At 64.7% G+C, this 22,992-nt stretch carries 24 protein-coding genes and 1 tRNA gene; 8 read left to right on the top strand and 17 right to left on the bottom strand.

All coding sequences use genetic code 11. The features are described from left to right. Nucleotides 1-81 precede the first annotated feature (81 nt). On the top strand, nucleotides 82-699 hold the full coding sequence (locus LQ953_RS08970; RefSeq protein WP_231030388.1) for a recombinase family protein: 618 nt from the start codon (nucleotides 82-84) through the stop codon (nucleotides 697-699). A gap of 143 nt (nucleotides 700-842) precedes the next feature. On the opposite strand, the gene LQ953_RS08965 is transcribed toward LQ953_RS08970, so the two are convergent. The 3 genes from LQ953_RS08965 to LQ953_RS08955 form a co-directional block, all read right to left on the bottom strand. Continuing rightward, the gene (locus LQ953_RS08965; RefSeq protein ID WP_231030387.1) at nucleotides 843-2,903 is read right to left on the bottom strand and encodes an ATP-binding protein; all 2,061 of its coding nucleotides are present in this window, start codon (nucleotides 2,901-2,903) and stop codon (nucleotides 843-845) included. A gap of 189 nt (nucleotides 2,904-3,092) precedes the next feature. Continuing rightward, nucleotides 3,093-3,167: transfer RNA gene (locus LQ953_RS08960), tRNA-Gln, on the bottom strand. Nucleotides 3,168-3,190: 23 nt separating this feature from the next. Then, nucleotides 3,191-4,288 carry a branched-chain amino acid aminotransferase gene (locus tag LQ953_RS08955; RefSeq protein ID WP_231030386.1) on the bottom strand — a complete coding sequence of 366 codons (1,098 nt, stop codon included), beginning with the start codon at nucleotides 4,286-4,288 and terminating at the stop codon, nucleotides 3,191-3,193. A gap of 65 nt (nucleotides 4,289-4,353) precedes the next feature. On the opposite strand from LQ953_RS08955, the gene LQ953_RS08950 reads away from it, so the two are divergent. Then, on the top strand, nucleotides 4,354-4,839 hold the full coding sequence (locus LQ953_RS08950; RefSeq protein ID WP_231030385.1) for a MarR family transcriptional regulator: 486 nt from the start codon (nucleotides 4,354-4,356) through the stop codon (nucleotides 4,837-4,839). 65 nt (nucleotides 4,840-4,904) lie between these two features. On the opposite strand, the gene LQ953_RS08945 is transcribed toward LQ953_RS08950, so the two are convergent. The 6 genes from LQ953_RS08945 to LQ953_RS08920 all read right to left on the bottom strand — a co-directional run bounded on the left by LQ953_RS08945 (nucleotide 4,905) and on the right by LQ953_RS08920 (nucleotide 8,678). Beyond that, a complete protein-coding gene (locus tag LQ953_RS08945; protein ID WP_231030384.1) occupies nucleotides 4,905-5,528 on the bottom strand; it encodes a hemerythrin domain-containing protein in 624 nt (207 codons plus the stop codon). Nucleotides 5,529-5,607: 79 nt separating this feature from the next. After that, nucleotides 5,608-6,399, bottom strand: coding sequence for a pyrroline-5-carboxylate reductase family protein (locus tag LQ953_RS08940; protein WP_231030383.1), 792 nt, complete (start codon nucleotides 6,397-6,399; stop codon nucleotides 5,608-5,610). Continuing rightward, nucleotides 6,396-6,902 (bottom strand): YbjN domain-containing protein, encoded by a 507-nt coding sequence (locus tag LQ953_RS08935; RefSeq protein WP_231030382.1) that lies wholly within the window; start codon nucleotides 6,900-6,902, stop codon nucleotides 6,396-6,398. Before LQ953_RS08935 ends, LQ953_RS08940 begins: the two co-directional genes overlap by 4 nt. A 115-nt stretch (nucleotides 6,903-7,017) precedes the next feature. Next, a complete protein-coding gene (locus tag LQ953_RS08930; RefSeq protein ID WP_231030381.1) occupies nucleotides 7,018-7,290 on the bottom strand; it encodes an accessory factor UbiK family protein in 273 nt (90 codons plus the stop codon). 18 nt (nucleotides 7,291-7,308) lie between these two features. Next, nucleotides 7,309-7,866, bottom strand: a complete 558-nt coding sequence (locus LQ953_RS08925) for a TspO/MBR family protein (RefSeq protein ID WP_231030380.1) — start codon at nucleotides 7,864-7,866, stop codon at nucleotides 7,309-7,311. 74 nt (nucleotides 7,867-7,940) lie between these two features. Beyond that, nucleotides 7,941-8,678 (bottom strand): TlyA family RNA methyltransferase, encoded by a 738-nt coding sequence (locus LQ953_RS08920; RefSeq protein ID WP_231030379.1) that lies wholly within the window; start codon nucleotides 8,676-8,678, stop codon nucleotides 7,941-7,943. 138 nt (nucleotides 8,679-8,816) lie between these two features. Here LQ953_RS08920 and LQ953_RS08915 point away from each other — a divergent pair, with 138 nt between their 5' ends. From LQ953_RS08915 to LQ953_RS08905, 3 genes are all read left to right on the top strand, one after another. Beyond that, nucleotides 8,817-9,278, top strand: coding sequence for a lysozyme (locus tag LQ953_RS08915; RefSeq protein ID WP_231030378.1), 462 nt, complete (start codon nucleotides 8,817-8,819; stop codon nucleotides 9,276-9,278). Between the two features lie 115 nt (nucleotides 9,279-9,393). After that, nucleotides 9,394-10,071, top strand: coding sequence for an RBBP9/YdeN family alpha/beta hydrolase (locus LQ953_RS08910; protein WP_231030377.1), 678 nt, complete (start codon nucleotides 9,394-9,396; stop codon nucleotides 10,069-10,071). Between the two features lie 251 nt (nucleotides 10,072-10,322). Continuing rightward, on the top strand, nucleotides 10,323-10,709 hold the full coding sequence (locus LQ953_RS08905; protein WP_231030376.1) for a MerC domain-containing protein: 387 nt from the start codon (nucleotides 10,323-10,325) through the stop codon (nucleotides 10,707-10,709). A 116-nt stretch (nucleotides 10,710-10,825) separates the two neighbouring features. Here LQ953_RS08905 and LQ953_RS08900 read toward each other — a convergent pair whose 3' ends face one another. Beyond that, nucleotides 10,826-11,353 (bottom strand): hypothetical protein, encoded by a 528-nt coding sequence (locus LQ953_RS08900; RefSeq protein ID WP_231030375.1) that lies wholly within the window; start codon nucleotides 11,351-11,353, stop codon nucleotides 10,826-10,828. 178 nt (nucleotides 11,354-11,531) lie between these two features. Here LQ953_RS08900 and LQ953_RS08895 point away from each other — a divergent pair, with 178 nt between their 5' ends. Continuing rightward, the gene (locus LQ953_RS08895) at nucleotides 11,532-12,590 is read left to right on the top strand and encodes a serine hydrolase domain-containing protein (protein WP_231030374.1); all 1,059 of its coding nucleotides are present in this window, start codon (nucleotides 11,532-11,534) and stop codon (nucleotides 12,588-12,590) included. Between the two features lie 67 nt (nucleotides 12,591-12,657). Here the strand turns inward: LQ953_RS08895 and LQ953_RS08890 are convergent, their stop codons facing one another. The 7 genes from LQ953_RS08890 to LQ953_RS08860 form a co-directional block, all read right to left on the bottom strand. Next, nucleotides 12,658-14,586, bottom strand: coding sequence for a CocE/NonD family hydrolase (locus LQ953_RS08890; RefSeq protein ID WP_231030373.1), 1,929 nt, complete (start codon nucleotides 14,584-14,586; stop codon nucleotides 12,658-12,660). A gap of 103 nt (nucleotides 14,587-14,689) precedes the next feature. Further along, nucleotides 14,690-15,310, bottom strand: coding sequence for a glutathione S-transferase family protein (locus LQ953_RS08885; RefSeq protein WP_231030372.1), 621 nt, complete (start codon nucleotides 15,308-15,310; stop codon nucleotides 14,690-14,692). 68 nt (nucleotides 15,311-15,378) lie between these two features. Beyond that, nucleotides 15,379-16,242, bottom strand: a complete 864-nt coding sequence (locus tag LQ953_RS08880; protein ID WP_231030371.1) for a dienelactone hydrolase family protein — start codon at nucleotides 16,240-16,242, stop codon at nucleotides 15,379-15,381. A gap of 126 nt (nucleotides 16,243-16,368) precedes the next feature. Continuing rightward, on the bottom strand, nucleotides 16,369-17,025 hold the full coding sequence (locus LQ953_RS08875) for a DUF1013 domain-containing protein (protein WP_231030514.1): 657 nt from the start codon (nucleotides 17,023-17,025) through the stop codon (nucleotides 16,369-16,371). Between the two features lie 136 nt (nucleotides 17,026-17,161). Then, nucleotides 17,162-18,184 (bottom strand): glycosyltransferase family 4 protein, encoded by a 1,023-nt coding sequence (locus tag LQ953_RS08870; protein WP_231030513.1) that lies wholly within the window; start codon nucleotides 18,182-18,184, stop codon nucleotides 17,162-17,164. 20 nt (nucleotides 18,185-18,204) lie between these two features. Beyond that, nucleotides 18,205-19,080: a UDP-2,3-diacylglucosamine diphosphatase gene (locus LQ953_RS08865; RefSeq protein WP_231030370.1), complete on the bottom strand. Its 876-nt coding sequence runs from the start codon at nucleotides 19,078-19,080 to the stop codon at nucleotides 18,205-18,207. A 149-nt stretch (nucleotides 19,081-19,229) separates the two neighbouring features. After that, the gene (locus tag LQ953_RS08860) at nucleotides 19,230-20,225 is read right to left on the bottom strand and encodes an NAD(P)H-quinone oxidoreductase (protein ID WP_231030369.1); all 996 of its coding nucleotides are present in this window, start codon (nucleotides 20,223-20,225) and stop codon (nucleotides 19,230-19,232) included. Between the two features lie 76 nt (nucleotides 20,226-20,301). Between LQ953_RS08860 and LQ953_RS08855 the strand changes: the two genes are divergently transcribed. Next, the gene (locus LQ953_RS08855) at nucleotides 20,302-20,499 is read left to right on the top strand and encodes a DUF1192 domain-containing protein (RefSeq protein ID WP_231030368.1); all 198 of its coding nucleotides are present in this window, start codon (nucleotides 20,302-20,304) and stop codon (nucleotides 20,497-20,499) included. Nucleotides 20,500-20,637: 138 nt separating this feature from the next. After that, on the top strand, nucleotides 20,638-22,965 hold the full coding sequence (gene clpA, locus LQ953_RS08850; RefSeq protein ID WP_231030367.1) for an ATP-dependent Clp protease ATP-binding subunit ClpA: 2,328 nt from the start codon (nucleotides 20,638-20,640) through the stop codon (nucleotides 22,963-22,965). Nucleotides 22,966-22,992: the final 27 nt, after the last annotated feature.

Below are 22,992 nucleotides of genomic sequence, written 5' to 3'. Positions count from 1 at the left end.
CACTGTAACGGAATGTAGCTTGACACCTGTTCCGATACACCTCAGTTACCGAGCCACGGTTTCGTTACAGGAGTTCAATCCATGGCTCGCACCTTCGCCTACTGCCGCGTCTCCACGGCTGACCAAACCACGGACAACCAAGTCCGGGAGATTGCCGCTGCTGGGTTCACCGTCGAGCCTAAGCGGGTGGTGGAGGAGACTGTCTCCGGCTCCGTTGCAGCCATGGAACGCCCGGGGTTTGCCCGCCTCGTTGATCGCGTGGAGGCTGGTGACGTCCTGATAGTCACTAAGCTGGACCGCCTAGGGCGCAACGCAATGGATGTGCGCGCCACGGTCGAGCGGCTGGCGGGTGACGGAGTGCGGGTTCACTGCCTCGCCCTGGGGGGCGTGGACCTGACCAGCGCAGCCGGGAAGATGACCATGGGCGTCCTGTCAGCCGTGGCAGAGTTTGAACGAGACTTGCTGATTGAGCGCACCCAAGCAGGCCTGACCCGCGCCAAGGCGGAGGGAAAGGCCCTAGGGCGTCCCTCGGCACTCTCCAGGGAGCAGCAGGAGACCGTGAGGGCACAAAGGGCCGCTGGAGCGTCTCTGGGGGTTCTGGCGAAGGAGTTCGGCGTCAGCCGCGCTGCGATTCAGCGGGCGGAGAAGCGCCTAGGCGGGCTCCGCGACAGCCCACGGTCAGAGGCGCTGGTCGATTAGGCCGCACTCTTGGGGGAGGGATACCTTTAGGTGTACCTCAAGGGATGGCAGGGCTGAAGGAGCTGTGAGGTTTACCCTCGGGCTCCTGAGGCCCTGCTTTTTTTTCAAAAGCGTTGGCGAAGCTCAGCTTAGCCGACCTTCGATCACTCTCGGTTCTCTTCAGCAGGCGCGCCTACGGCTAACCCGTAGGATTGTTGGGGGTGTCGCTCGCTCGAATATCGTTGAACAACTAAGCCTTTGGTCATCAGAGGGCGGATCGCGCGCTTTCGTATATCAGCCACGTCCCTGTGCAGAAGGTGAGACAGCTCCCCCAAGGTAAGCCAATGGACCTCCTTCAGGAGCCGCAGGACCGCGACTTCAAGCTGCTCGCCGGATAGTCTGCGGTTGCGATGAGGCCAAGCCGCCTCAATCAGGCTAGGTGCTGCCAGATGGTTCGCAGGTTGCAGCCACGCGCTTAGGTCTAATCCTAGGCGCGTCCGCCGCTCAGCGTCGGAGCTTGAACTTAGGTCGGAGCTTAGGTCCGGAGTTATGTCGGAGCTTAGGTCCGGAGTTATGTCGGAGCTTAGGTCGGAGCTTAGGTCGGAGCTTAGGTCGGAACTTAGGTCGGAACTTAGGTCTGGAGTTATGTCGGAGCTGAGGTTTGGGCTTAGGTCCGAAGTTTTGTCAGACCCTACGCGTAAGCCGTCACTCGTCGATCCGTCGTCCCCCGGCTCTAGCTCGTATCGGGTCCAACGACCTATTCCGGCGCGCTTCAAAAATCCGGTGCGCACCAACTGCTGCAACGTCTTCGTCAGGTCAGTGCGATGGATTGTCAAAACCTCCTGAAGGCGCGCGTTTGTCACTTCTCCCTCCTCAAGAGCCATGACCAAAATCTGCACGTCTTCGGGGCTTAGCTGCTCCACGCGAACCCCAAAGACCTCCTGCAAACGAGAGAGGGCTGACTCAGGTAAAACGCTGACCATCGGCAAGGTGAGCGACACCCGGTCCGGATGCTGCGCCTCCTTTAGCCGAGGAGCGCGGAAGCGGGCATCGTCCCAGCTTGCTCGTATCTTATCCAGCCCTGACCCGGCCTTGTCTCCAGCCCCCATCAGCTGAAACATCTGCTGCAACGACTTGTTACGGCACTCGCTTATGCCACCTTTGAGCATCTGCTCATGAGAGATTAGGAGCGTTCCCGGATTTGATAATTCGATACGATCACCAAACCGGTCGATGACGATGCCACCCTGACCGCCGTAATCCGCGTGAATGATGGCATTCACAACTGCTTCCCGCAACGCAACGGCCACTGACGTGTCGTCAAAGCGATATAGGCCTGCATCGATCTGGAATGGGTTTTTGAGGGTGGTCACCATTCTAGGAAGAACCCGGTTGTAAAACTGAAACAGGTTTCCTTCCCAAGTTCCATCAAGGGTCACTCGGTCCGACCAACGCTGGCCGGACTCCTCGGCTAGCCTCTCCCTATAATCCAGCTGGTACTGAGGCAGTGCCTCAGGAGCCCGGATGGCCGTCTCCAAACCGAACATGAGCAGCCCGGCGACCGTTAAACCTTCCCTTCCGGTTCCACGTTCCTTCCGCCACCCGCCTAGTTTTTGAAGTAGACCGCGATCATCCTCCAACAACCACGGGTGGTTCGGACTAGAGCTAGCAACCCGATTTCGATACTGTTGCACCGACGGTGGGTGGAGGTCCTCCATAGTGAAGTGCTCCAATATACGGCTATCCGCTGGATCAGACGACTGATCTGCGAACATCCTCCGGACTTCGTCAGGAGAGCATTTGTAATCGCCGGTGTGGTCGCGACGATAAGTAAATGACATCGGATCATTGTTGATGTAGACCGGGCGCTGGTTTCTGGATGCCCGAGGCACAGAAACCCTAATGACATCCTTGCCCTCTAATTGGATTACATCGACGTCGCCGCCGCGAAGTATATTCTGGCTTACCTTGCCCTTATTATTTAGACCGCTCCACAAGGCGTCGAGCATTTTTGATGGCGCATCAATTCCGTGCACATCTAAAAAGGCGCCTTTTTCTGCGATACCAAGGTAGATCGTGCCGCCGTTCGTATTAGCGAACGCACTGTAGGTTTCCCAAAGGGTGCTCGGTATACCGCCCTTTGCCGACTTTAGTTCAACGTCCGCACTCTCATAGAACGACGGGTCATCGAAAAGGGAAAGCTGGCGGGGGAAAAGATTGTCCATTGTGGCAGCACTCTAAAGCAGGTGCTCCGCTGATAGCTACATCCTGAACGGCTGCAAACTTACGAGTCGAACCCGCCAAGTCCCGCAGGCAATCCGGCGCGGCAGCCAAGCAAAGCTGCCCCACACACCTGCCCCACAATCGGGGAAAATTGAAGGCTAAGCTGTTGAGAATGCTAGCTTTCAGGAAGCTGGCTGGGGCGGCAGGATTCGAACCTGCGAATGCCGGTACCAAAAACCGGTGCCTTACCACTTGGCGACGCCCCAACGGGAAGCGGGCTTATACGGCCTTAGAACAAACGTTCAACCCAGCCGTGCGGGTCTGGGGCGGTACCGCGCTGGATGGCGGTGAGTTGCGCGCGCAGCTGCTCGGTCAGCATGCCCGGGCCGCCATTGCCGATGGTGAAGTCAAAGCCACGGCCGCGCACGCGGCCGATCGGCGTGACCACTGCCGCGGTGCCGCAGGCAAAGGCTTCGCGCAGGCGGCCGCTTTGCGCGTCCTTCTGCCAATCCTGCATGCTGTAGGGCGCCTCCCGCACGTTGATGCCGGCGTCGCGCGCCAGCGTCAGCAGTGAGTTGCGGGTGATGCCGGGCAGGATCGTGCCGCCAAGCGGGGGTGTCTGGATCGAACCGTCGTCAAACACGAAGAACACGTTCATGCCGCCCAGTTCCTCGACGAAGCGGTTCTCCACTGCATCGAGGAACACGACCTGGTCGCAGCCTTCGCGGATCGCCTCGGCCTGCGCCACCAGGCTGGCGGCATAGTTGCCGCCGCACTTGGCCGCACCCGTCCCGCCGCGGGCGGCACGAGTATAATGTTCTGAGGTCCACAGCGTAACCGACGGCGCACCGCCCTTGAAATAGGCGCCGGCGGGCGACGCGATTACCATGTACAAATATTCGCTGGCCGGCTTCACGCCCAGGAACGTCTCGCTCGCGAACATGAAAGGCCGCAGGTAGAGCGACGCGCCCTCGCCTTCCGGAATCCAGTCGCGGTCGACGCGGACCAGTTCGCGGATCGAGGACAGGAACAGCTCCTCCGGCAGCGGCGCCATCGCCATGCGCTCAGCGGATTCGCGGAAGCGCCGGGCGTTCTCGCCGGGCCGGAACAACGCGGCGCCGCCACCGGGCAGGCGATAGGCCTTCAATCCTTCAAAGATCTCCTGCGCGTAATGCAGCACGGCGCAGGCCGGATCGATCTGGATGGGACCGCGCGGTTGAACGCGCGCATCATGCCAGCCGCGATCGGCCGAGTAGCGGATCACCACCATGTGATCGGTAAAGATCTTGCCGAAGCCGGGGTTCTCCAGCAGCGTCGCGCGGTCGCTTTCAGCGACCGGCTGGGGATGGGCCTCGAACTCGTAATCCAGGATGGTCGTGTCTTGCATGGAGCGTCCATAGGCCGGTGGCATCGGGTTGCGAAGGCCTATAGGCGGTGGCAAAGATGGTCAACATGGCTGCCCCAATTCCCGCCTCCCCGCTCTTCCTTCGGGAACCCGAAATCCGGCGCGGGGTGGAGCTGCTGTACTTCGGCTATGCGCATCTGACGCGATCGATCGATACCGCGCTTGCCAAGCAGGGGCTGGGCCGTGCGCATCACCGGGCGCTCTACTTCATCGCGCGCAAGCCCGACGTGACCGTCAGCGAGTTGCTGGCGCTTCTCGCGATCACCAAGCAGTCGCTTGGCCGCGTGCTGGGGGAACTGACCGAGCGCGGGCTGGTGGAAACGCGCACCGGCGATCGCGACCGCCGCCAGCGGCTGCTGCGGCTGACGCCCGCGGGCGCCGAGCTGGAAGCGCAACTATTCGATTCACTGCGCAAGAAGCTGTCGGGCGCCTATACCAGCGCAGGCCCAGGTGCGGTTGGCGGCTTCTGGGCCGTGCTGGAGGGCTTGGTGCCGGAAAGCGAGCGCAGCCGCGTAGCGGCGCTGGGCCGCTAGGCGACGGATCGACTTCGCACAATGGCGTGCGGCACCTCCCCCGCTCTCGCGGAGGAGGCACGGTGTCAGGCGACCTTGAAGCCTTCCTTGTTCATCGTCGCGGTAAGCTGCTTGTTCTTTTCCTCGGACAGCTGCGCGCGGAGCATCGGGAAGAGATGGTCTTCCTCTTCCTTCATGTGATGCTCGATATCGGCGCGGAATTCGCGCACCTTGGCGATCCACTCGGGCGAGTTGTTCGGCATGTTCTCCAGCTCGTAGAGATACTGCTTCACATAGCCGTGCTCCTTGTTGAGCTCGTCCGCGCCTTCGCGCTGGCCGATCTCACGAAGAGCCGGATAGATCACATTTTCTTCCTCGACCGCATGCTTCATCAGCGCGTGCTTGAGGTGCGACAGGAGCATGCCGCGCTTCATGGTCGACTTTTCGTCGGTTGCCTCGATCGCGTCGAAGACCTTGAGCGTCGCTGCATGCTCGGCCTTCAGCGCATCGTCCCAGTTGCCCGCCAGCGCCGTCGGCGCCTGCACGGCCGCCTTGCGGCCCAGCATTGCAAGCAGGCCCAGTGCGGCGCCGCCAGCGACGGCGCCTGCCATCATGCCGAGATTGCCGCTGCCGCCCTTGTTGTCGTTCGACTTGGTGGACGCTGGCTTGAAGCGTCCGTTCTTGTCCCGCGTAGCCGTGGTCGTTGCCATGTCCGCCTCCGTTGAGAAAGGAATCGGAAGCAGAACAATCGGAGGGCAAGGGCGTTCCGTGCCCGTACGCGCCAGGCTCTCAGCGGCGCGCGTCAGCGGCCATTTGCGCATTGCGGCGGGTGGCGGCTGCCAAGGTTTCGCGCAACAGCGTCTTCAAGGCGCCACCATGGTCGAGGACGTTGAGCCCTTCCCGCGTCGAACCCCCGGGGCTGGCGACGCGGTCCGCCAGCAGCGTGGGCGGCTCGCTCGCCTGCGACGCCAGCAACCCCGCGCCTTCCACCGTAGCGACGGCGAGGCGCTGCGCCTGATCTGCGGGGAGGCCGAGTGCGGCGCCCGCGTCCGCAAGAGCGTCGATGAAGCGATAGACGAACCCAGGGCCGCTACCCGCCAAAGCGGTTACGGCGTCGAATAGCGCCTCGTCCTCAATCCATTCGGCGAGGCCGAGCGGCTGCATCAGCGCGTCGATCTCGGCCGATCGGACGCCGTGCAGCGCAATCACGCCCTTGCCCAGTGCCACGGGAAGGTTCGGCATCGCGCGGACGATTGCATAACTAGGGAAGCGGCGCTGCAAGGTGGCCGTGTCGACGCCGGCCAGGATGGAGATCAGCGTCGTCCCCGAAAATGCCGGGAGCACCGGAATGGCGTCCAACTGCTGGGGCTTCACGCCGATAAGCAGGTAAGGCGGAGGCGCCGCATCGGTGGGAAAGGCCCTGCCCTGCCGGACGCCGGGCGGCAAATCGCGATCCTGGCGATTGACGACGAGAATCGTTTCGAGCGCGAGCGCTTCAGTTTCGATCCACCGGCGGAGCATGGCCCCGGCCATGTTGCCGCACCCGACCAGCCACATGCCAGCCGGCTTGTCGCCGCTCATGCTTCGCCTTGCGTTTCAATCAGCGCGGACGCCAGCGCTTCGGCAGGCGTCTTGCCACCCCACAACACGAACTGGAACACGGGATAGAAGCGCTCGCACTCGTCGATCGCGCTTTCGATCAGCAGCTCAGCCTGATCGAGCGTCAGCGTGGGCTCCCCCGAACCGTCGATCATCGCGGCGTGGCGGAACAACAGGATGCCGCTGGCCGACCACAGTTCGAAATGGCCGATCCAGAGCTGTTCGTTAACCAGCCCGATTGCCTCATAGATCGCGGCGCGCCGTTCGTCGGCCACGCGGACATCCGGGAAGGCGAGGAACTGCAGGACGCCATCGTCCTCGCGCCAGATCGCGCGAAGCTCATATTCGGTCCAGCTGCCCTTGACCTTCGCGACGATCTCTTCGTCCTCGCGCTGGTGCGTCCAGCCATGCGCGGCAAAGTAATTCTCCAGCATGTCGATGGGCGCCGCATCGTCGCGGTCGAACTCCGCTTCGTCCAGCATCATGACCTCCACACGCCGGCATTGGCGAAACGGGGTCCTGCCAATGCCGTTTCCAGGGCACAAGCAGGCCGTTCACGCCCTTGTCGAAAAGCTGTGGAAAAGGCGTGGACGAATGCGATCAGGCGTCTCCCTGCGCAGCCCCGCCGGTGCCGACTTGCGCCTCGAGTGCGGCGATGCGGAGCTTGAGGGCGTCGGCTTCGTCGCGCGCGGCGACCGCCATTGCCTTGACCGCTTCGAACTCGTCGCGTGCGACGAAATCCAGACCGCCGACCCATTCGCGCGCACGCTCCCGTGCGGCGGACTCTGTCTCGCGCGCCATGCCCGCTACGGTGCCTGCCGCACCGTTCACGAACTTCACGAAATCGTCGAACAGGCGGTTGTCGGTCTGCATCGTCTCAAATCCCAAAAACTATCGGATCTCAATTTGGTCAATCGTGCGCGAAGGTACAAGGCTTTGCGCATCCGGATTGAGATCGTGGATCTGGTAGAGCAGCACGAAGGCAAAGCAAATCCACGCCAGATAGGGCAGCAGCAACAGGCCGGCGGTGCGGCGCACCTGCCAGAACAGCCAGATGGTGAGCGCGATCAAAACGACCAGTGCGGCGATGATGACGAGCGCGGGGACGACCTGGTGCATGCCGAAGAACACGGGCGTCCAGGCGAGGTTGAGCAGCAGCTGCGCAACGAACAGGATCAGCGCCGGGCGCCGCTTGCGCGAGCCCCGGGCGTTGAGCACCAGGGCGAGCGCCAGCCCCATGAGGATATAGAGGATGCTCCAGGCAACTGGAAAGGCCCAGCCAGGTGGCATGATGGGCGGCTTGTCGAGCGCCGCGAACCAGAGGTTCTCATCCCCGCTGGGTGCCATGCGGCCCGAGGCGAAGCCGAGCAGGAGAATAAGGGGGACCGTGACTATGGCCCACCGGAAATAAGCGAAACGCAACTGACCTTTGGACGCGAGTTCACGCAAAACCGTATCTCCCCTGTTCGGGTGCACCTTTGCGGGAGAGGGTTAGTATAGAGTTTCGCAGTTGTGAAAAGATGTCAGGCGGGGCGCACTGCGCCGATCAGGAACTCGACATTGCCTTCCGGGCCGGTAATCGGGCTTTGCGTGATGCCGAGCACGTCCCAGCCGATCGAAACGAGCCAGTCGGATACTTGCGCGCAGACGCGTTCGTGGACGGCGGGATCGCGGACCACGCCGCCCTTCCCCACTTCCTCGCGGCCAGCCTCGAACTGCGGTTTGATGAGTGCGGCGAGGCGCGCGCCGGGGCGGGTGAAGCCCAGGGGGACGGCGAGTACCTTGGCAAGGCCGATGAAGCTGGCGTCGCAGACCACCAGGTCGATGGGTTCGGGGATGTGGGCGTCGGTGAGGATGCGCGCGCTGGTCTGTTCGTGGACGACCACGCGCGGGTCCTGGCGCAGCTTCCAGGCGAGCTGGTTGGTGCCGCTGTCGACCGCGTAGACCCGTGCGGCGCCGCGGGTGAGCAGCACGTCGGTGAAGCCGCCGGTGGAGGAGCCCACGTCGATCGCGACGCAGTTTTCCACGTCCCACGCGAAATGGTCGAGGGCGTGGGCGAGCTTGATGCCGCCGCGCGAAACCCAGGGGTGATCGCGGCCGCGGACGTCCAATTCCACTATCTCGTCGACGCTGACACCGGGTTTTTCGACTTTGCGGTCACCGATATAAACGAGGCCGGCCATGACCAGCGCCTGGGCGCGGGTGCGGCTCTCCGCGAGGCCGCGGTCCACGAGCAATTGATCGACGCGCTGCTTGGCCATGGGGGCGTTTAGGCGTGGCCAAGCGACCCTTGCAACCACAACGGACACGATAGGCGGCGCGTGTCCGCAAAAGCGGTTGCAATGTAGGATTTCGGCCGCTCAATAGCTTGGTCGAGAACGCAGGGGGGAGTGTTTTCGATGTCTCCAAGTGCCGCATGCATCAAGCTGGTCCAGCGATTCGAGGGCTGTGCCAGGATTCTGCCCGACAAGCGGGTCAAGGCGTACCCGGACCCAGCGACGGGAGGCGATCCATGGACGATCGGCTGGGGCACCACCGGCGCCGACGTGAAGCCCGGCGTGATCTGGACGCAGCAGCAATGCGATGCGCGGCTGGCCGGCGACGTGGCGCGCTTTGCCGCCCAGATTTCCGCGGCGATCGGCAAGGCGCCGACCACGCAGGACCAGTTCGATGCGCTGGTGTGCTTCGCCTACAATGTCGGCATCGGCAATCTGAAGGCCAGCACGCTGCTGAAGCTGCACCAGGCGGGCGACCATGACGCCGCGCAGGCGCAGTTCGCGCGATGGAACAAGGCGGCGGGCAAGGTCATGGCAGGGCTCACCAAAAGGCGAGCGGCGGAGGCGGCGCTGTACGGCAGCTGAGGCGCCGGCAGACCGTCGCGCGGCGGCGGCGATCCGTCGCAAGGAGCATTGTCTACCTAGCTCGTAGGAATTAGAAAGAGGGTCCGGCCAAACTCCTCCCGCAGGAGCGGAAAACATGACCATCTTTAGTCCGTTTGACGAACAATCGCCGATCATCCTCACCGTTCCCGGGCTCGGTGGCTCGGGTCCATCCCACTGGCAGACGCTGTGGGAACAGTCCCGCCCGGACACGCACCGCGTAGAACTGGGCATGTGGGACACGCCCCACCGCAACAGCTGGGTGACCAAGCTGGACCAGGCGATCCGCAGCGCGCAGGCGCCGGTGGTACTCGCCGCGCACAGCCTGGGCTGCCTGGCGGTCGCGTGGTGGGCCGAGCTGTCGCCCCAGCCCTTTGGCTGGCCAGTAGCCGGCGCGCTGCTGGTGGCGCCTGCCGATGTGGACAGGCCCGACGTGCGACCCGAACTGGCGGATTTCCGCCCCGCCCCCGCAACGCCGCTCCCCTTCCCCTCGATCGTGGTGGCGAGCAGCGACGATCCCTGGATCGCGATCGATAAAGCGCAGTCACTGGCCAAGGGCTGGGGCAGCGTGTTTGTCGACGCGGGCCCGCAGGGGCATCTGAACGCCGCGAGCGGCATCGGCTGGTGGGAAGAAGGCCAGGCGCTGCTCGACCGGGTGCTGGACGCGGGATCTGGCGGTTCGAGCCGGCCGCGCTCCGTCGCCGACGCGCGTTCGCTGCTGGCGGTGAACGCCACCGACGCCGCACAGGCGCACTATCATGGCGCCGGGCGATGAGCCCAGTTCGGCCTGCCGTCCATGGCGCGCATATCGGCGCAGGCGCCTTGGAAAGATCGGCCGCAGAACCTAAATAGGTTAAGCGGGCGTGGCCGAGTGGCGTCCCCTAGAGCGTCACTCGGTCTACGGCCGCACGGATCCGCCGCGGCCGCTTCCCCCTCTCTTCGATCAGCGACTTTTTCACGGTGCGTCGGAACCGCGGGGCTGATGTTATATTGTACCGTGACCAGAAACGCTCTATATCGGTCGCCATGTCGCTAAGTCTCCCGCTTGCCCGTGTATGGGGCAGCATCGATGCACGCTTCGATCGCATTGCGATGGGGCTGAGCGGGCTGTGCCTGGTGCATTGCGTGGCGACGACGGTGTTGCTGACCGTGCTTTCTTCCGCCGGCGCGCTGCTGCACCCGGCCATTCACGAAATCGGCCTGATGCTGGCGATCGGCATGGGCGTGCTGACGCTGGGGCGCGGCATCGTCAGCCATGGCTATTTCATGCCCGCAGTGGTCGGCGCGTTCGGCCTGGGCATCATGGCAGGCGCGCTGGCGATCCCGCATGGAGGGTTCGAGACCTTTTGGACGCTGATGGGCGTCAGCCTTGTGGCTTTGGGCCACGACTTGAACCGGCGCGCGACCTACTAAGCGATATGCGGTCGCACGTTCCGGCAAGCGCACTGGCGGCCTTTAGCGGGGCGTGCCCGCAAGCGGCGGGGGACGCTAAATGGCCCCACCTGCAATCCAGCACCCGGTGATGCGGATCATGATGCTCTCAGGTCCGACATCACGACTGCGGTGCTCACCAGCGACAGCACCAGATAACTCAGCCCAAGCTCCCACCGGTCGGACCCACGCCGCCGCATCGCCAGGACGGCAAGGGCCACAAGCGCGATGCTCACCAGCGCGTGCAGCGCCCAGGGACCGACGCCCAGCGCAATGCCTACCCGCGCCTCGTCATTCGGGGCCGACAATCCGCTGATCCCCCAGGCGACCAGCCGCATGAACGCGGCCCAGAGCAGCAGCGCAAAGGCGAGGACGCTGCCATTTCGGCGGAATACCGCAAACGCGACTACCCCCTGGATCAGTGTGAAGATCGGTCCGGCGGCCGAGATCAGGGTGGCGTCGCGCAATGGTACCGGTCCAACCGGCCGCACGACATTCAGCCCGAAAAGCATTTCGTGCCCCAGCGCGACGCCGGTCAGCCAATGTGCCCCTTCGTGCATGAGGTAGGTCGCGAGCCCCGCCACGACCAACCATCCGCAATATTTCGCGCGATCCCGCACCGTCATGATGTACCCCCCAGGCGCGCAGATGCGGCTGCGACAAGATTACAGCCGGGGTGGACCTTGGCAATCGCCTCAAGAAAGGCCTTTTCCGCTACGATAAGAGCATCCGCCGAAACTCGCCTGTACGCACCAGGGCGTTCGGGTTAGCCTGATGTTTCTTGCTGTGCGTGGGGGACATCGGGTGATCGACAGGCGGACATTGATTGCGAGCGGCATTGCACTTGGTACGGCGCGTGCAGCGTGGGCGAGCCCGCGCGCAGACAGCAAGCGCCGTGCGATCGATGCGATCCAGTTGCCGCCTGGCTTCAACGGCGCCCTGGCATATGGCCGCGGCGGCAAGATCGAACATGTCCGCTATGTCGGCAAGGCCGATATCGAAGCGGGCACGATGGTGTCGCCAGCGACTCAGTTCAAATTGGGTTCGGCGTCCAAATGGCTCACCAGTGTCGCGGTCCTGCGGCTGGTCGACCAGAAGCGGATGGCGCTGGACGCGCCGATCACCACCTATCTGCCAGACTTCCGCCGCGACACCGGCGAACGCGTGCTCGTGAAGCACCTGTTGTCGAACACCAGCGGCATTCCCGATCTGCTGACCCGCCAGATCGCGACCGAACCCGAGTTGCGCACATCGACCGCGAGCGCGGCGGCGATCGTGCGCCGCTTTGCAGGCGGCGACCTGACCTTCGAGCCTGGGCAAGGATGGGACTATGCCGCGCTCAACTGGGCCATTCTGGCTGCGATCGTGGAGCGCGTGACGGGAGAGCCGCTGGCGCAATTGGTGGGCACACTGGTGCTGCGCCCGCTGCGCATGTCCGGCACTGGCTTTGCGCAATCGGACCAGCCGGCGATGCCGAGCCTGGCCGCCGCCTATGCCAGCGTAACGCCGCCGGTGCGCAAGATGGCGCCGGTGCCACCCTTCCTGGCTGCGAGCGGCAACGGCGCCAGCACGGTCCAGGATGCGATGCGTGCTGCACATGGCGTGTTTCACGGCCCCATCCTGAGCGCCGCTTCCCGGCAGGAACTTACCACCGTCCGCTGGGCCGATCAGGAATACGCCCTGGGCGGGCGCGTCCACCCGATCGATGGAGCGCTGTGGGCGTGGGAAACCGGCAAGGTGCAGGCATATCGCACCCACATCGCCCACCGGCTGGCGAACAGTGAAACGGTCGTGATCTTCAACACCACGGACATGCCGCAGTCGGAGATCACCAACTGGGTGGAAGCCATTGCCCTTGCCTGAGAGCGGCGGCTCCCAGGCAAGCGGGCGTGTGGGCTGATCCGGCAGGTTTTGGCCGGACCCGAGGCGATCAGCGGACGGTCTGCTGCACCGCGCCGGATGCGTCGGCGACGGGCAGCCAGACCGCGCTGGCAGCGCTGCCGCCGCGCTCGATGGTGACCGTTGCCTTCTGATAATCGGACTTCTTCGCCAGGAAGATGTTCGGCACGTATTTCTGCGGGTTGCGGTCGTAGAGCGGGAACAGCGACGACTGGATCTGGACCATGATCCGGTGCCCGGGCTGGAACACATGGTTCACCGTGGGCAGGCGGAAGCGGTAGCGCTGCGTCTTGCCGGCCGGGATGGGACTGGGCTTCTCGAAGCTGTCGCGGTAGCGGCCGCGGAAGATGTCGAGCGCGATCGCCAGCTGGTATCCGCCCATCTTGGGATCGGATGCGACTTCGTCCGCATAGACGTCGATCAGCTTGACCACGAAATCGCCATCGGTGCCCGTGGTCTTGCTGAACAGCTCGGCGATGGGCGCACCGGACAGGCGCACCGGCTGAGTCAGCACATCGGTCTGATAGGTCATGACGTCGGTGCGACCGTCCGCGTGACGCTGGTCGCTGACCAGCCAGTCGGCCCAGCGCCCGTCGCCGAAATTCACCGGCCGCGGCAGGTGCGGGACCGGCTTGGCGGGATCGGAGACATAGCTGTCGCCGCCGCTGGCCCCCTTGGCGAACGCCAGCGCGCCATTTGCCTGAAGGTAGAGCGGCTTCAGCCCGGTGGCGCATCCTTGCTCGCAGGCGAGCGGCCAATTGGCGAAGCGCTCCCAGCGATTTTCGCCGGTGTTGTAGATGGTGGCCGCGGGCAGATTCGCCGGGGCGCCGTCCTTCAGATACTGGTTGAACAGCGGCAGCACCATCTGCTCGCGGAACTGCGCGGCGGTGTCGCCGTCCCATTGCAGGGGGCCGAGCGAGCGCCCCTCGCGGTTGATCTGGCTATGGCGCCACGGCCCCATCACCAGGAAGTTGTTGCCGATCTTGCCCTTGGCCTTCAGCGCCTCCCAGGCGGTGATGGCGCCGTACATGTCCTCCTGGTCCCACAGCCCCTGTTCCCAGATGGTCGGCACGTTGGAGGGATTGGCGGCGAGCAGCTTGTCGAGCGCCTGGCCCTGCCAGAACGGGTCATAGGCCGGGTGCGCCACCATCTTTCGCCACGCGGGCAGTTGGTCGAAGCCGGACTGCTTGGCCCATTCATTGGCGCCGCCCAGCCTGCGGAACTCCTCGTAATTGTCGTAGATGCCGGTGGCGGGGTCCTTGCCCGACCCCTTGTAGCCGGTCTGCGATCCAATCCAGCCGATATTGGCGAGGCGGAAGGCGCCGTAATGGAACCAGTCATCGCCCATCCAGCCGTCGATCATCGGGCTTTCGGGCGCCGCGACCTTGAGCGCCGGGTGCGGATCGAGCAGCGCCATGACGACGGTGAAGCCTTCATAGGACGAGCCGATCATGCCGACGCGCCCGTTGGATTCAGGCAGGTTCGCCTTGTTCACCAGCCAGTCGATCGTATCATAGGCGTCGGTGACATGATCGACATCGGTGGGGTTCAGCGGGCCCTTGACCGGGCGGGTGATGACGTAATCGCCCTCCGAGCCATATTTGCCGCGAATGTCCTGATACACGCGGATATAACCGGCCTTCACGAACGCCTCGTCCGCCAGCGGCAGGGTGGACAGGATGTGCGGGCTGTCGGCGCGGTTGGCCCGGCCCGCCGCGTTATAGGGCGTGCGGGTGAGCACGATCGGGGCGTTCTGGATACCCTTGGGGTAGACGATCACCGTGTACAGGCGTTTGCCGTCGCGCATGGGGATCATCACCTCGCGCTTCACATAGTCGCGGGCGTCGATGGGCGGCGTGAAGTTGGCGGGGATGTCGCCGCCGGGCTGCGGCGCCTGTTGGGCGACACCCGGGCTGACGGCCAGTGCGAGGGACGCCAGCAAGGCCAACTTCATCTTCATCCCAGAGATCCTTGTTCAAGCGCGACAATGCGGTTGCCTGGGCAGGATAATGCCCATCCGCCGGCTTATGGCAAGGACGCGCAGGGCGTGCGGGCCGCGACCCTCAGGCCGGGGCGGGCACCAGCTTGTCGTCCGCTTCGCTGGCGCGCTGATAGGCGGGGCGCGATTGGAGGCGGGCGAAATAAGCGGCGAAGGCGTCGCGCTTGGGCAGCGTGCCGAACATGATGCCCCAGCCCACTTGCGAGCCGACATACACGTCCGCCGCGGTGAAGCGTTCGCCCGCGATATAGGGGTGCTTCGACACGGCCTGTTCGAGCACGTCGACCGCCAGGTCATAGCTGCCATAGCCGAACATCATGCGCTGCTCAGCGGACGGTTCGAACTTGGCCCAGTTGTTGGTGATCGCCTGCTCCATCGGCCCCGCCGCGAAGAACAGCCAGCGGTAATAGTCGGCCCGCTCCTCCGGCAAGGGCGAGAGCCCGGCATCGGGGAATGCTTCGGCGAGATAGGCACAGATCGCCGCGCATTCGGTGACCACCTTGCCGCCGTGCACGATCGCCGGGACCTTGCCCATCGGGTTGACCGACCGGTACGCGCCTTCCTTCATGGTCGGGCCATAGTTCACGACCTCGGCGCGGTAGGGCGCGCCCACTTCCTCCAGCATCCAGCGCGCGATGCGGCCGCGCGACTGGGGGTTGGTGTAGAGAACCAGTTCGTCCGTCATGCCGTTTGCTCCCTCTAGCTAACGGAACATATCATGAACGACGTTCCGGCCAAGTCAAGAAGCAGGCGCTATAGGGTGGCAAGGGTGACGAGCAGGCGCGACCATGCCCGTTCAGCCTGTTGCGGGTTGTAGGCGCGGCTGTCGGGCGGGCACCAGCCGTGCAGCGTGCCGGGATAGACTTCGATTTCGGCAGGGACGCTTGCCGCGGCGAAGGCGGCGCGCAGCTTGTCCTTGTCGGTGGGCGCGCGGGCGTCGTCATTCTCGGCGATGGCGAAGAGGTAGCGGCCCTTCATGTTCGGCACGAGCAGCAACGGACTGTCGGGGCCTTCCGCCGCGAGGCCACCGCCATGGAAGCTGGCCCCAGCGCGCACGCGCGCGGGATTGGCGGCGGCGGTGCGCATCATCATCGGGCCGCCCATGCAATAGCCGGTGACGCCGATCCCGCGCTTGCGGTCCACCCGTGGCTGGGTGTCGAGGAACTGCACGAACGCCGTCGCGTCGCTCGTGGTACCCTGGGTCGTCAGCGCCTTGCGGAAGGGTTCGATGCGCTGGCGGATTTCGGGCTGGTCGAACGATTCGCCGGGGTTGAGGAACGGTGCCTTGGTGGAGCGGTAGAACTGGTTCACGGTCAGCACCGCATAGCCAGATTGGGCGAGCCGGTCGGCCATCTGGCGGAAGGCGGGGCGCAGCCCCATGATGTCGGGCCATACCAGCACGGCAGGATGCCTGCCGGTGGCGGGCGCGACGAAATAGGCGTCGCATGTGCCGTCAGGCGTGCGGATCGCGACGTCCCTGCCCTTTACCGCCAGCGCGTCGGCCGGGCTGGGCAGCAGCACTGCGACGCTCGCCCCCGCGGCTGCTGCGGTGAAGCCGCGCCGGGTCAGGGTGCCCGCGTGGCGGTCGTTATCGGCTGCGGTCCATTCGTCGCACATGGCTGCTCTCCCTGGTGTTTCGCATCAGGCTAGAGCGGTTCGGGGCATCTGCGAAGCCGTGTTGAACGAAACGGGCCCCGGCATGGTGCCGGAGCCCGTTTCTTCCCCTCCGCCAGGCGGCAGGTATCAGTGCTTGAAGAGAGTCTCGGCGGTGTGTTCCACGCGGACCTCTTCGGTGCCCTCTTCGCCGACATGGCTGGCGGCTTCACGCTCGGCGCGGAGCTGCTCGAGCAGGGCTTCGCGGTCACCCTCGAGGCGGGTGTCGGTCGGCGCTTCGATGCCGGCGGCCTTGGCGGCCTTGACCACCAGCGCATCCAGCTCACGCTGCGAGCACAGGCCGAGCGTCACCGGATCCTTGGGAACGATGTTGGCGATGTTCCAATGGCTGCGGTCGCGGATCGCGGCGATGGTGGTGCGCGTGGTGCCGATCAGCTTGCCGATCGCGCCATCCGACACTTCCGGGTGGTTGCGCAGGATCCAGGCGATGCCGTCGGGCTTGTCCTGACGCTTCGAGACCGGGGTGTAGCGCGGCCCCTTGGTACGGCGGACCTGCTCGGGCCCCTTGAGCATCTTGAGCACGTAATTGGGGTCCGCCTGCCCCTTGTCGATCTCATCCTGCGTCAGCTCGTGCGCACGCACCGGATCGCGGCCGGTCAGCTTGGTCGCGGCGGTATCGTCGGCGATCGCCTGCACTTCCAGGATGTGGAGCCCGCAGAACTCGGCAATCTGCTCAAAGGAGAGCGAAGTGTTGTCGACCAGCCAGGAAGCGGTCGCATGCGGCATCAGCGGCTGGGCCACGATAGTCTCCAGAAACAATAAGGGCCGCCCTTCACGGGCGGCCGACATAGCGCAGACTTAGTGCGCGAAGGGAAGGAGGGCAAGGCATTACCGGACGGCGCGATCAACTCGCGCGCTGGACTTAGGCCGCTTCAGTCTCGCTGCGCATCGGATAGAGCGCCTGGAGGAACTGGCGGGCGCTCGCTTCCCAGGTGAAGGTGCGTCCATATTCGGCGCAGGCGGTCCGATCCCGCGTCAACGCCTCGGCAATCGCGCGACCGAGATCCTCGTCCATCGCACCGGTCTGCGGCGTCAGCACGTCGATCGGGCCAGTCACCGGATAGGCCGCCACCGGAACCCCGCAGGCCAGCGCCTCGATCATCACCAGCCCGAAGGTGTCGGTCTTACTTGGGAAGACGAACACGTCCGCAGCGACATAGGCAGAGGCAAGCTCCTGACCGAACATCGGCCCGAGGAAATGCACGTCCGGAAACTGCGCGGCCAGCCCGGCGCGCGCGGGGCCGTCGCCCACCACCACCTTGGTGCCGGGATGGTCGGTGCGCAGGAACGCTTCCAGGTTCTTCTCGACCGCGACCCGGCCGACATAAAGCTGCACCGGGCCGGGCAATCCCGCCATCGCCGCGTGCGGCTCCAGGTCTGGGCGGAAGTTCGACAGGTCCACCCCCCGCCCCCAATGCTTCACCTGGGCAAGCCCGTGATCGACCAGCGACTGGCGGATCGACGGAGTCGAGGCCAGGATCGCCTGGCTGGGCGCGTGGAACCAGCGGATGTAGCGCCAGATCCACTCCGCCGGCACGCCCGAACGCGCGGAGACATAGTCGGGGAACTGAGTGTGATAGGCGGTGGTGAAGGGCATTCCCTCACGCAGACACCAGCGCCGCGCGGCGATGCAGAGCGGCCCTTCGGTGGCGAGGTGGATGGCGGTCGGGTCGAACCTCTCCAGCAACGCGCCCACGCTGGCCGTTCGCGCCAGCGCCAAACGGATCTCAGGATAAGTCGGGCATGGCAGCGAGTGGAACAGGTCGGGCGAGATCACTTCGATCGGGTGCCCTTGTTCCTCCAGCACCTGCCGAACCGACTTAAGCGTGCGGACGACGCCGTTGACCTGGGGCTCCCAGGCATCGGTCACGATCGCGATGCGCACCGGTTCGGCCTCCGCCGCCGTCACGCCGCCGCCAGTCTGGCCTCGGGCTCGGGCGCTTCCCGCGCGGCGATTTCCTCGGCCCAGTGGAGAATTTCCATGGACCCGTCGTAATGCTCCACCAGCGCGGTGCAACCCTCCACCCAGTCGCCGTCGTTGTAATAGGTCACACCGGCGATCTCGCGCATTTCCGCCTTGTGGATATGCCCGGCGATCACGCCATCGACACGGCGCACGCTTGCCTCATGCGCGACGACCTCTTCGAACTTGGAGATGAAGGAGACCGCGTTCTTCACCTTCTGCTTGGCGTATTTGCTCAGCGACCAATAAGGGAGGTTCATCGCGCGCCGCGCCACGTTCACCCAGCGGTTCAGCGTCATCATCGATTCGTATGCGGCGTCGCCCAGATAGGCGAGCCAGCGGTGCGACATGGTGATCGCATCGAATTCATCGCCGTGCAGCACCAGCAGGCGGCGGCCATCGGCGGTCTCGTGCACGGCCTGGCGGCGGATCTGGACGCCGCCGAAGTTCAGTCCGGTGAACTGGCGGAACATCTCGTCGTGATTGCCCGGGATATAGACGATCTCGGTGCCGCGCTTGGCGCGTTTGAGGATGCGCCAGACGATGTCGTTGTGCGCGGCGGGCCAGTAGAAGCGCTTCTTGAGCGCCCAACCGTCGAAGATGTCGCCGACTAGGTACATCTTCTGGCTGTCCACATGGTCGAGGAAGTCGATCAGCATCGCCGCGTTGCAGCCGCGCGTGCCCAGATGCACGTCGGAGATCCACACGGTGCGGTATTGCCGGCGCCCGGCGATGGTCCGTTCAGGGATTGCCGGCCGGCTGGCCTGGAACTCGGAAAACTGTGCCGCGTCGAAAGGAAGCCTGGTGATCGTCGCCATGGCCGGTGTCCCCGCAGAGCCTCTGCCCGGGCGGAGTCATGGCGCAGCATTGTTACAGGATGAATTTGCGCCAGCGGGCGTCGCTTCCGGGCATCGCGAGCTTTGTCGGCGAGGCCGGAACTAAGCGGGCTCTGGTGCGCAGCCGGGACTTACATCGTCAGCACGATCTTTCCGACATGGTCGCCCGCTTCCATCCGCCGATGGGCGTCGGCGGCCTGGGCCAGCGGGAAGACCGTGTCGACCACCGGCTTCAGCCTGCCTTCCTCGACATGCGGCCAGACGGTGCGGGCGAGTTCGTCGGCGACCATCCCTTTGAAGGTCTTGTCGCGCGGGCGCAGCGTCGATCCGGTGAGGGTCAGCCGCTTGCGCATGACCGGCCATAGCGGGATCGCCGCCTCGGGACCGCGCTGCGCGGCGATCGAGACGTGCCGCCCCTCCTCGGCCAGGCACTGGATGTTGCGCGCGACATAATCGCCGCCGACCATGTCGAGCACGATGTCGACTCCGCGCCCCCCAGTGATCGCCTTCACCCGGGCGACGAAATCCTCATCGCGATAGTTGATCGCGTGATCCGCGCCGATGGCCAGCGCCGCGTTGCACTTGGCGTCCGAGCCGGCGGTGACGATGACGTGGAGTTCGAACAGCTTGGCCAAGGCGATTGCCATGGTGCCGATGCCGCTGGTGCCGCCATGCACCAGTATCCAGTCGCCCGCCGTCGCATAGGCGCGCTCGAACACGTTGGTCCACACGGTGAACAGTGTTTCGGGCATGGCTGCGGCTTCCACCATGCTCAGCGCCTCGGGCACGTGCAGGCACTGGGCATAGGGAGCGACGGCATATTGGGCATAGGCGCCGGCGGTGACCAGCGCGCAGACGGGCTGGCCGATCATCTCGGGCGGCACATCGTCGCCGACCGCGACGATCTCGCCCGACAATTCCATGCCCAGGATCGAGGAGGCGCCGGGGGGGGGCGGATACAGGCCCATGCGCTGCATCACCTCTGGCCGGTTGACCCCGGCGGCGGCGACGCGGATCAGCACTTCGTCGGCCTGGGGGACCGGCACGGGCCGTTCCACCGGCACCAGCACTTCGGGGCCGCCCGGCGCGTCGGGGTCGATCGCGAGCATCGTTTCAGGCACGATCATCCGTTCGTCGCTTTCGGCTTCCGTAGAATTCCCGGGCCTTATTGACATCGACCCTGCCCCGGTCAACGCTGGCCCGATGGAAGCCGACGAAAATCTTCCGCGCCGTAAAGACGATCTGCTCGACGCTCTGGTGAAACAGGATCTCGATCCGCTCTCTGTGGACGAGCTCCAGGCCCGGATCGCGACGCTGGAGGCGGAAATCGAGCGCAGCCGGAGCAAGATGCACCGCGCCGTTCACCACCGCGCAAGCGCCGACGCGCTATTCAGAAAATGAGCATGGCGGCACCGACGCCCGGGCAAAGCGCCCGATGCCAAAGGTGCCGGCCGGCCATGCTTGATGCGGGGCCCAACGATCCCGACATAGTGGCAAACGGGTCGCGTATCCCTTTCGGCCCACAGGAGTTTACCCTGAATGCCTAGTTTCGCCTCCGCCCTGGAATCGACCCTGCACAAGGCTCTGGAGGCCGCGTCCTCCCGCCGCCACGAATATGCGACGCTGGAGCATCTGCTGCTCGCGCTTGTCGATGACGAGCATGCGTCCAAGGTGATGAGCGCGTGCGGCGTCGATCTGGGCGAGATCAAGAACACGGTTGCGCATTATCTCGACACCGAGCTCGAAGCATTGAAGGTCGATACCGCTACCGACCCCTCGCCGACCAGCGGCTTCCAGCGCGTCGTCCAGCGCGCGATCCTGCACGTCCAGTCCTCGGGCCGCGACGAAGTGACCGGCGCGAACGTGCTCGTCGCCTTGTTCAGCGAGCGCGAGAGCTATGCGGTCTATTTCCTGCAACAGCAGGACATGAGCCGCCTCGACGCGGTCAGCTTCATCAGCCACGGCGTGGGCAAGGGCGCGGCGCCGGCCGAAGCCTCGACGCCCAAGGGTGCCGACGAGGAAAAGGCAAAGGCCGATGCCAAGGGCAACGGCAAGGCGGAATCCGCGCTCAAGCAGTTCACCGTCGACCTCAACGAGAAGGCGAAGAACGGCAAGGTCGATCCGCTGATCGGGCGCTCGGCCGAAGTCGACCGCACGGTGCAGATCCTGTGCCGGCGTTCCAAGAACAACCCGCTTTATGTGGGCGATCCGGGCGTCGGCAAGACTGCCATCGCCGAGGGTCTCGCGCGCAAGATCGTCGAGGGCCAGGTGCCCGAGGTGCTGCGTGAAGCCGTGATCTACTCGCTCGACATGGGCGCGCTGCTTGCCGGCACCCGCTATCGCGGCGACTTCGAAGAGCGGCTGAAGCAGGTCGTCAACGAACTTGAGAAGCTGCCCCACGCGGTGCTGTTCATCGACGAGATCCACACGGTGATCGGCGCGGGTGCAACCAGCGGCGGGGCGATGGATGCGTCCAACCTGCTTAAGCCGGCGCTGTCGGGCGGCTCGATACGCTGCATCGGCTCGACCACCTACAAGGAGTTCCGCAACCACTTCGAGAAGGACCGGGCGCTGCTCCGGCGCTTCCAGAAGATCGACGTGAACGAGCCTTCGGTCGAGGACACGATCAAGATCATCACCGGGCTGCGCACCGCGTTCGAGGGACACCACCACGTCAAATACACGCCGGACGCGATCAAGTCGGCGGTGGAGCTGTCCGCGCGCTACATCAACGACCGCAAGCTGCCCGATAAGGCGATCGACGTGATCGACGAAGTCGGCGCGATGCAGATGCTGGTGGCGCCCAACAAGCGCAAGAAGACGATCACCCCCAAGGAGATCGAGCAGGTCATCGCGACGATGGCGCGCATCCCGGCCAAGACCGTGTCGAGCGACGACACCCGCGTGCTCGCCAATATCGAAGGCGATCTGAAGCGCGTGGTGTTCGGGCAGGATGCCGCGATCGAAGTGCTGTCCTCGGCGATCAAGCTCAGCCGTGCGGGCCTGCGCGATCCCGACAAGCCGATCGGCAACTATCTGTTCTCCGGCCCCACGGGCGTCGGCAAGACCGAGGTTGCCAAGCAGCTTGCCGAATTGCTCGGCATTCCGCTTCAGCGCTTCGACATGTCCGAATATATGGAGCGCCACAGCGTCTCGCGGCTGATCGGTGCGCCTCCCGGCTATGTCGGCTATGATCAGGGCGGCCTGCTGACCGACGCGGTGGATCAGAACCCGCATTCCGTGCTGCTGCTCGACGAGATCGAGAAGGCGCATCCGGACCTGTTCAACATCCTTCTCCAGGTGATGGACAACGGAAAGCTGACCGATCACCACGGCAAGACGGTGGATTTCAGGAACACCATCCTGATCATGACCACCAATGCCGGCGCGAGCGACATGGCGAAGGAAAGCCTGGGCTTCGGCAATCTGGGCGGCCGCGAGGACGTGCAGGAAGAGGCGGTCAAGAACCTCTTCACGCCTGAGTTCCGCAACCGCCTGGATGCCATCGTGCCGTTCGGCTACCTGCCTCCGGAAGTGGTCGCGCGGGTGGTGGACAAGTTCATCCTTCAGCTGGAGCTTCAGCTGGCAGATCGCGGCGTTCACATCCAGCTGGACGACGAGTCCAAGAGCTGGCTGACCGAGCGCGGCTATGACAAGCTGTATGGCGCGCGTCCGATGGGTCGCCTGATCCAGGAGAAGATCAAGCAGCCGCTGGCCGAGGAGCTGTTGTTCGGCAAGCTGGTCCATGGCGGCGAAGTGCATGTGAAGATGAAGGACGGCGTGCTCGCCTTCGAGACGACGCCCGCGGCGCCGAAGAAGCCCAAAAAGGGCGGCGGCAAGAAGACCGAACCGGTCGAGGCCGAGTAAGCTTTCAGTCCAACAGCAAAGGGCCGG

This window comes from Sphingomonas sp. IC-56 (genome assembly GCF_021043375.1).
Taxonomy (GTDB): domain Bacteria; phylum Pseudomonadota; class Alphaproteobacteria; order Sphingomonadales; family Sphingomonadaceae; genus Sphingomonas.
The sequence above is the reverse complement of the archived record's forward strand: the minus strand, read 5'-3'. Positions and strand labels throughout refer to the sequence as shown.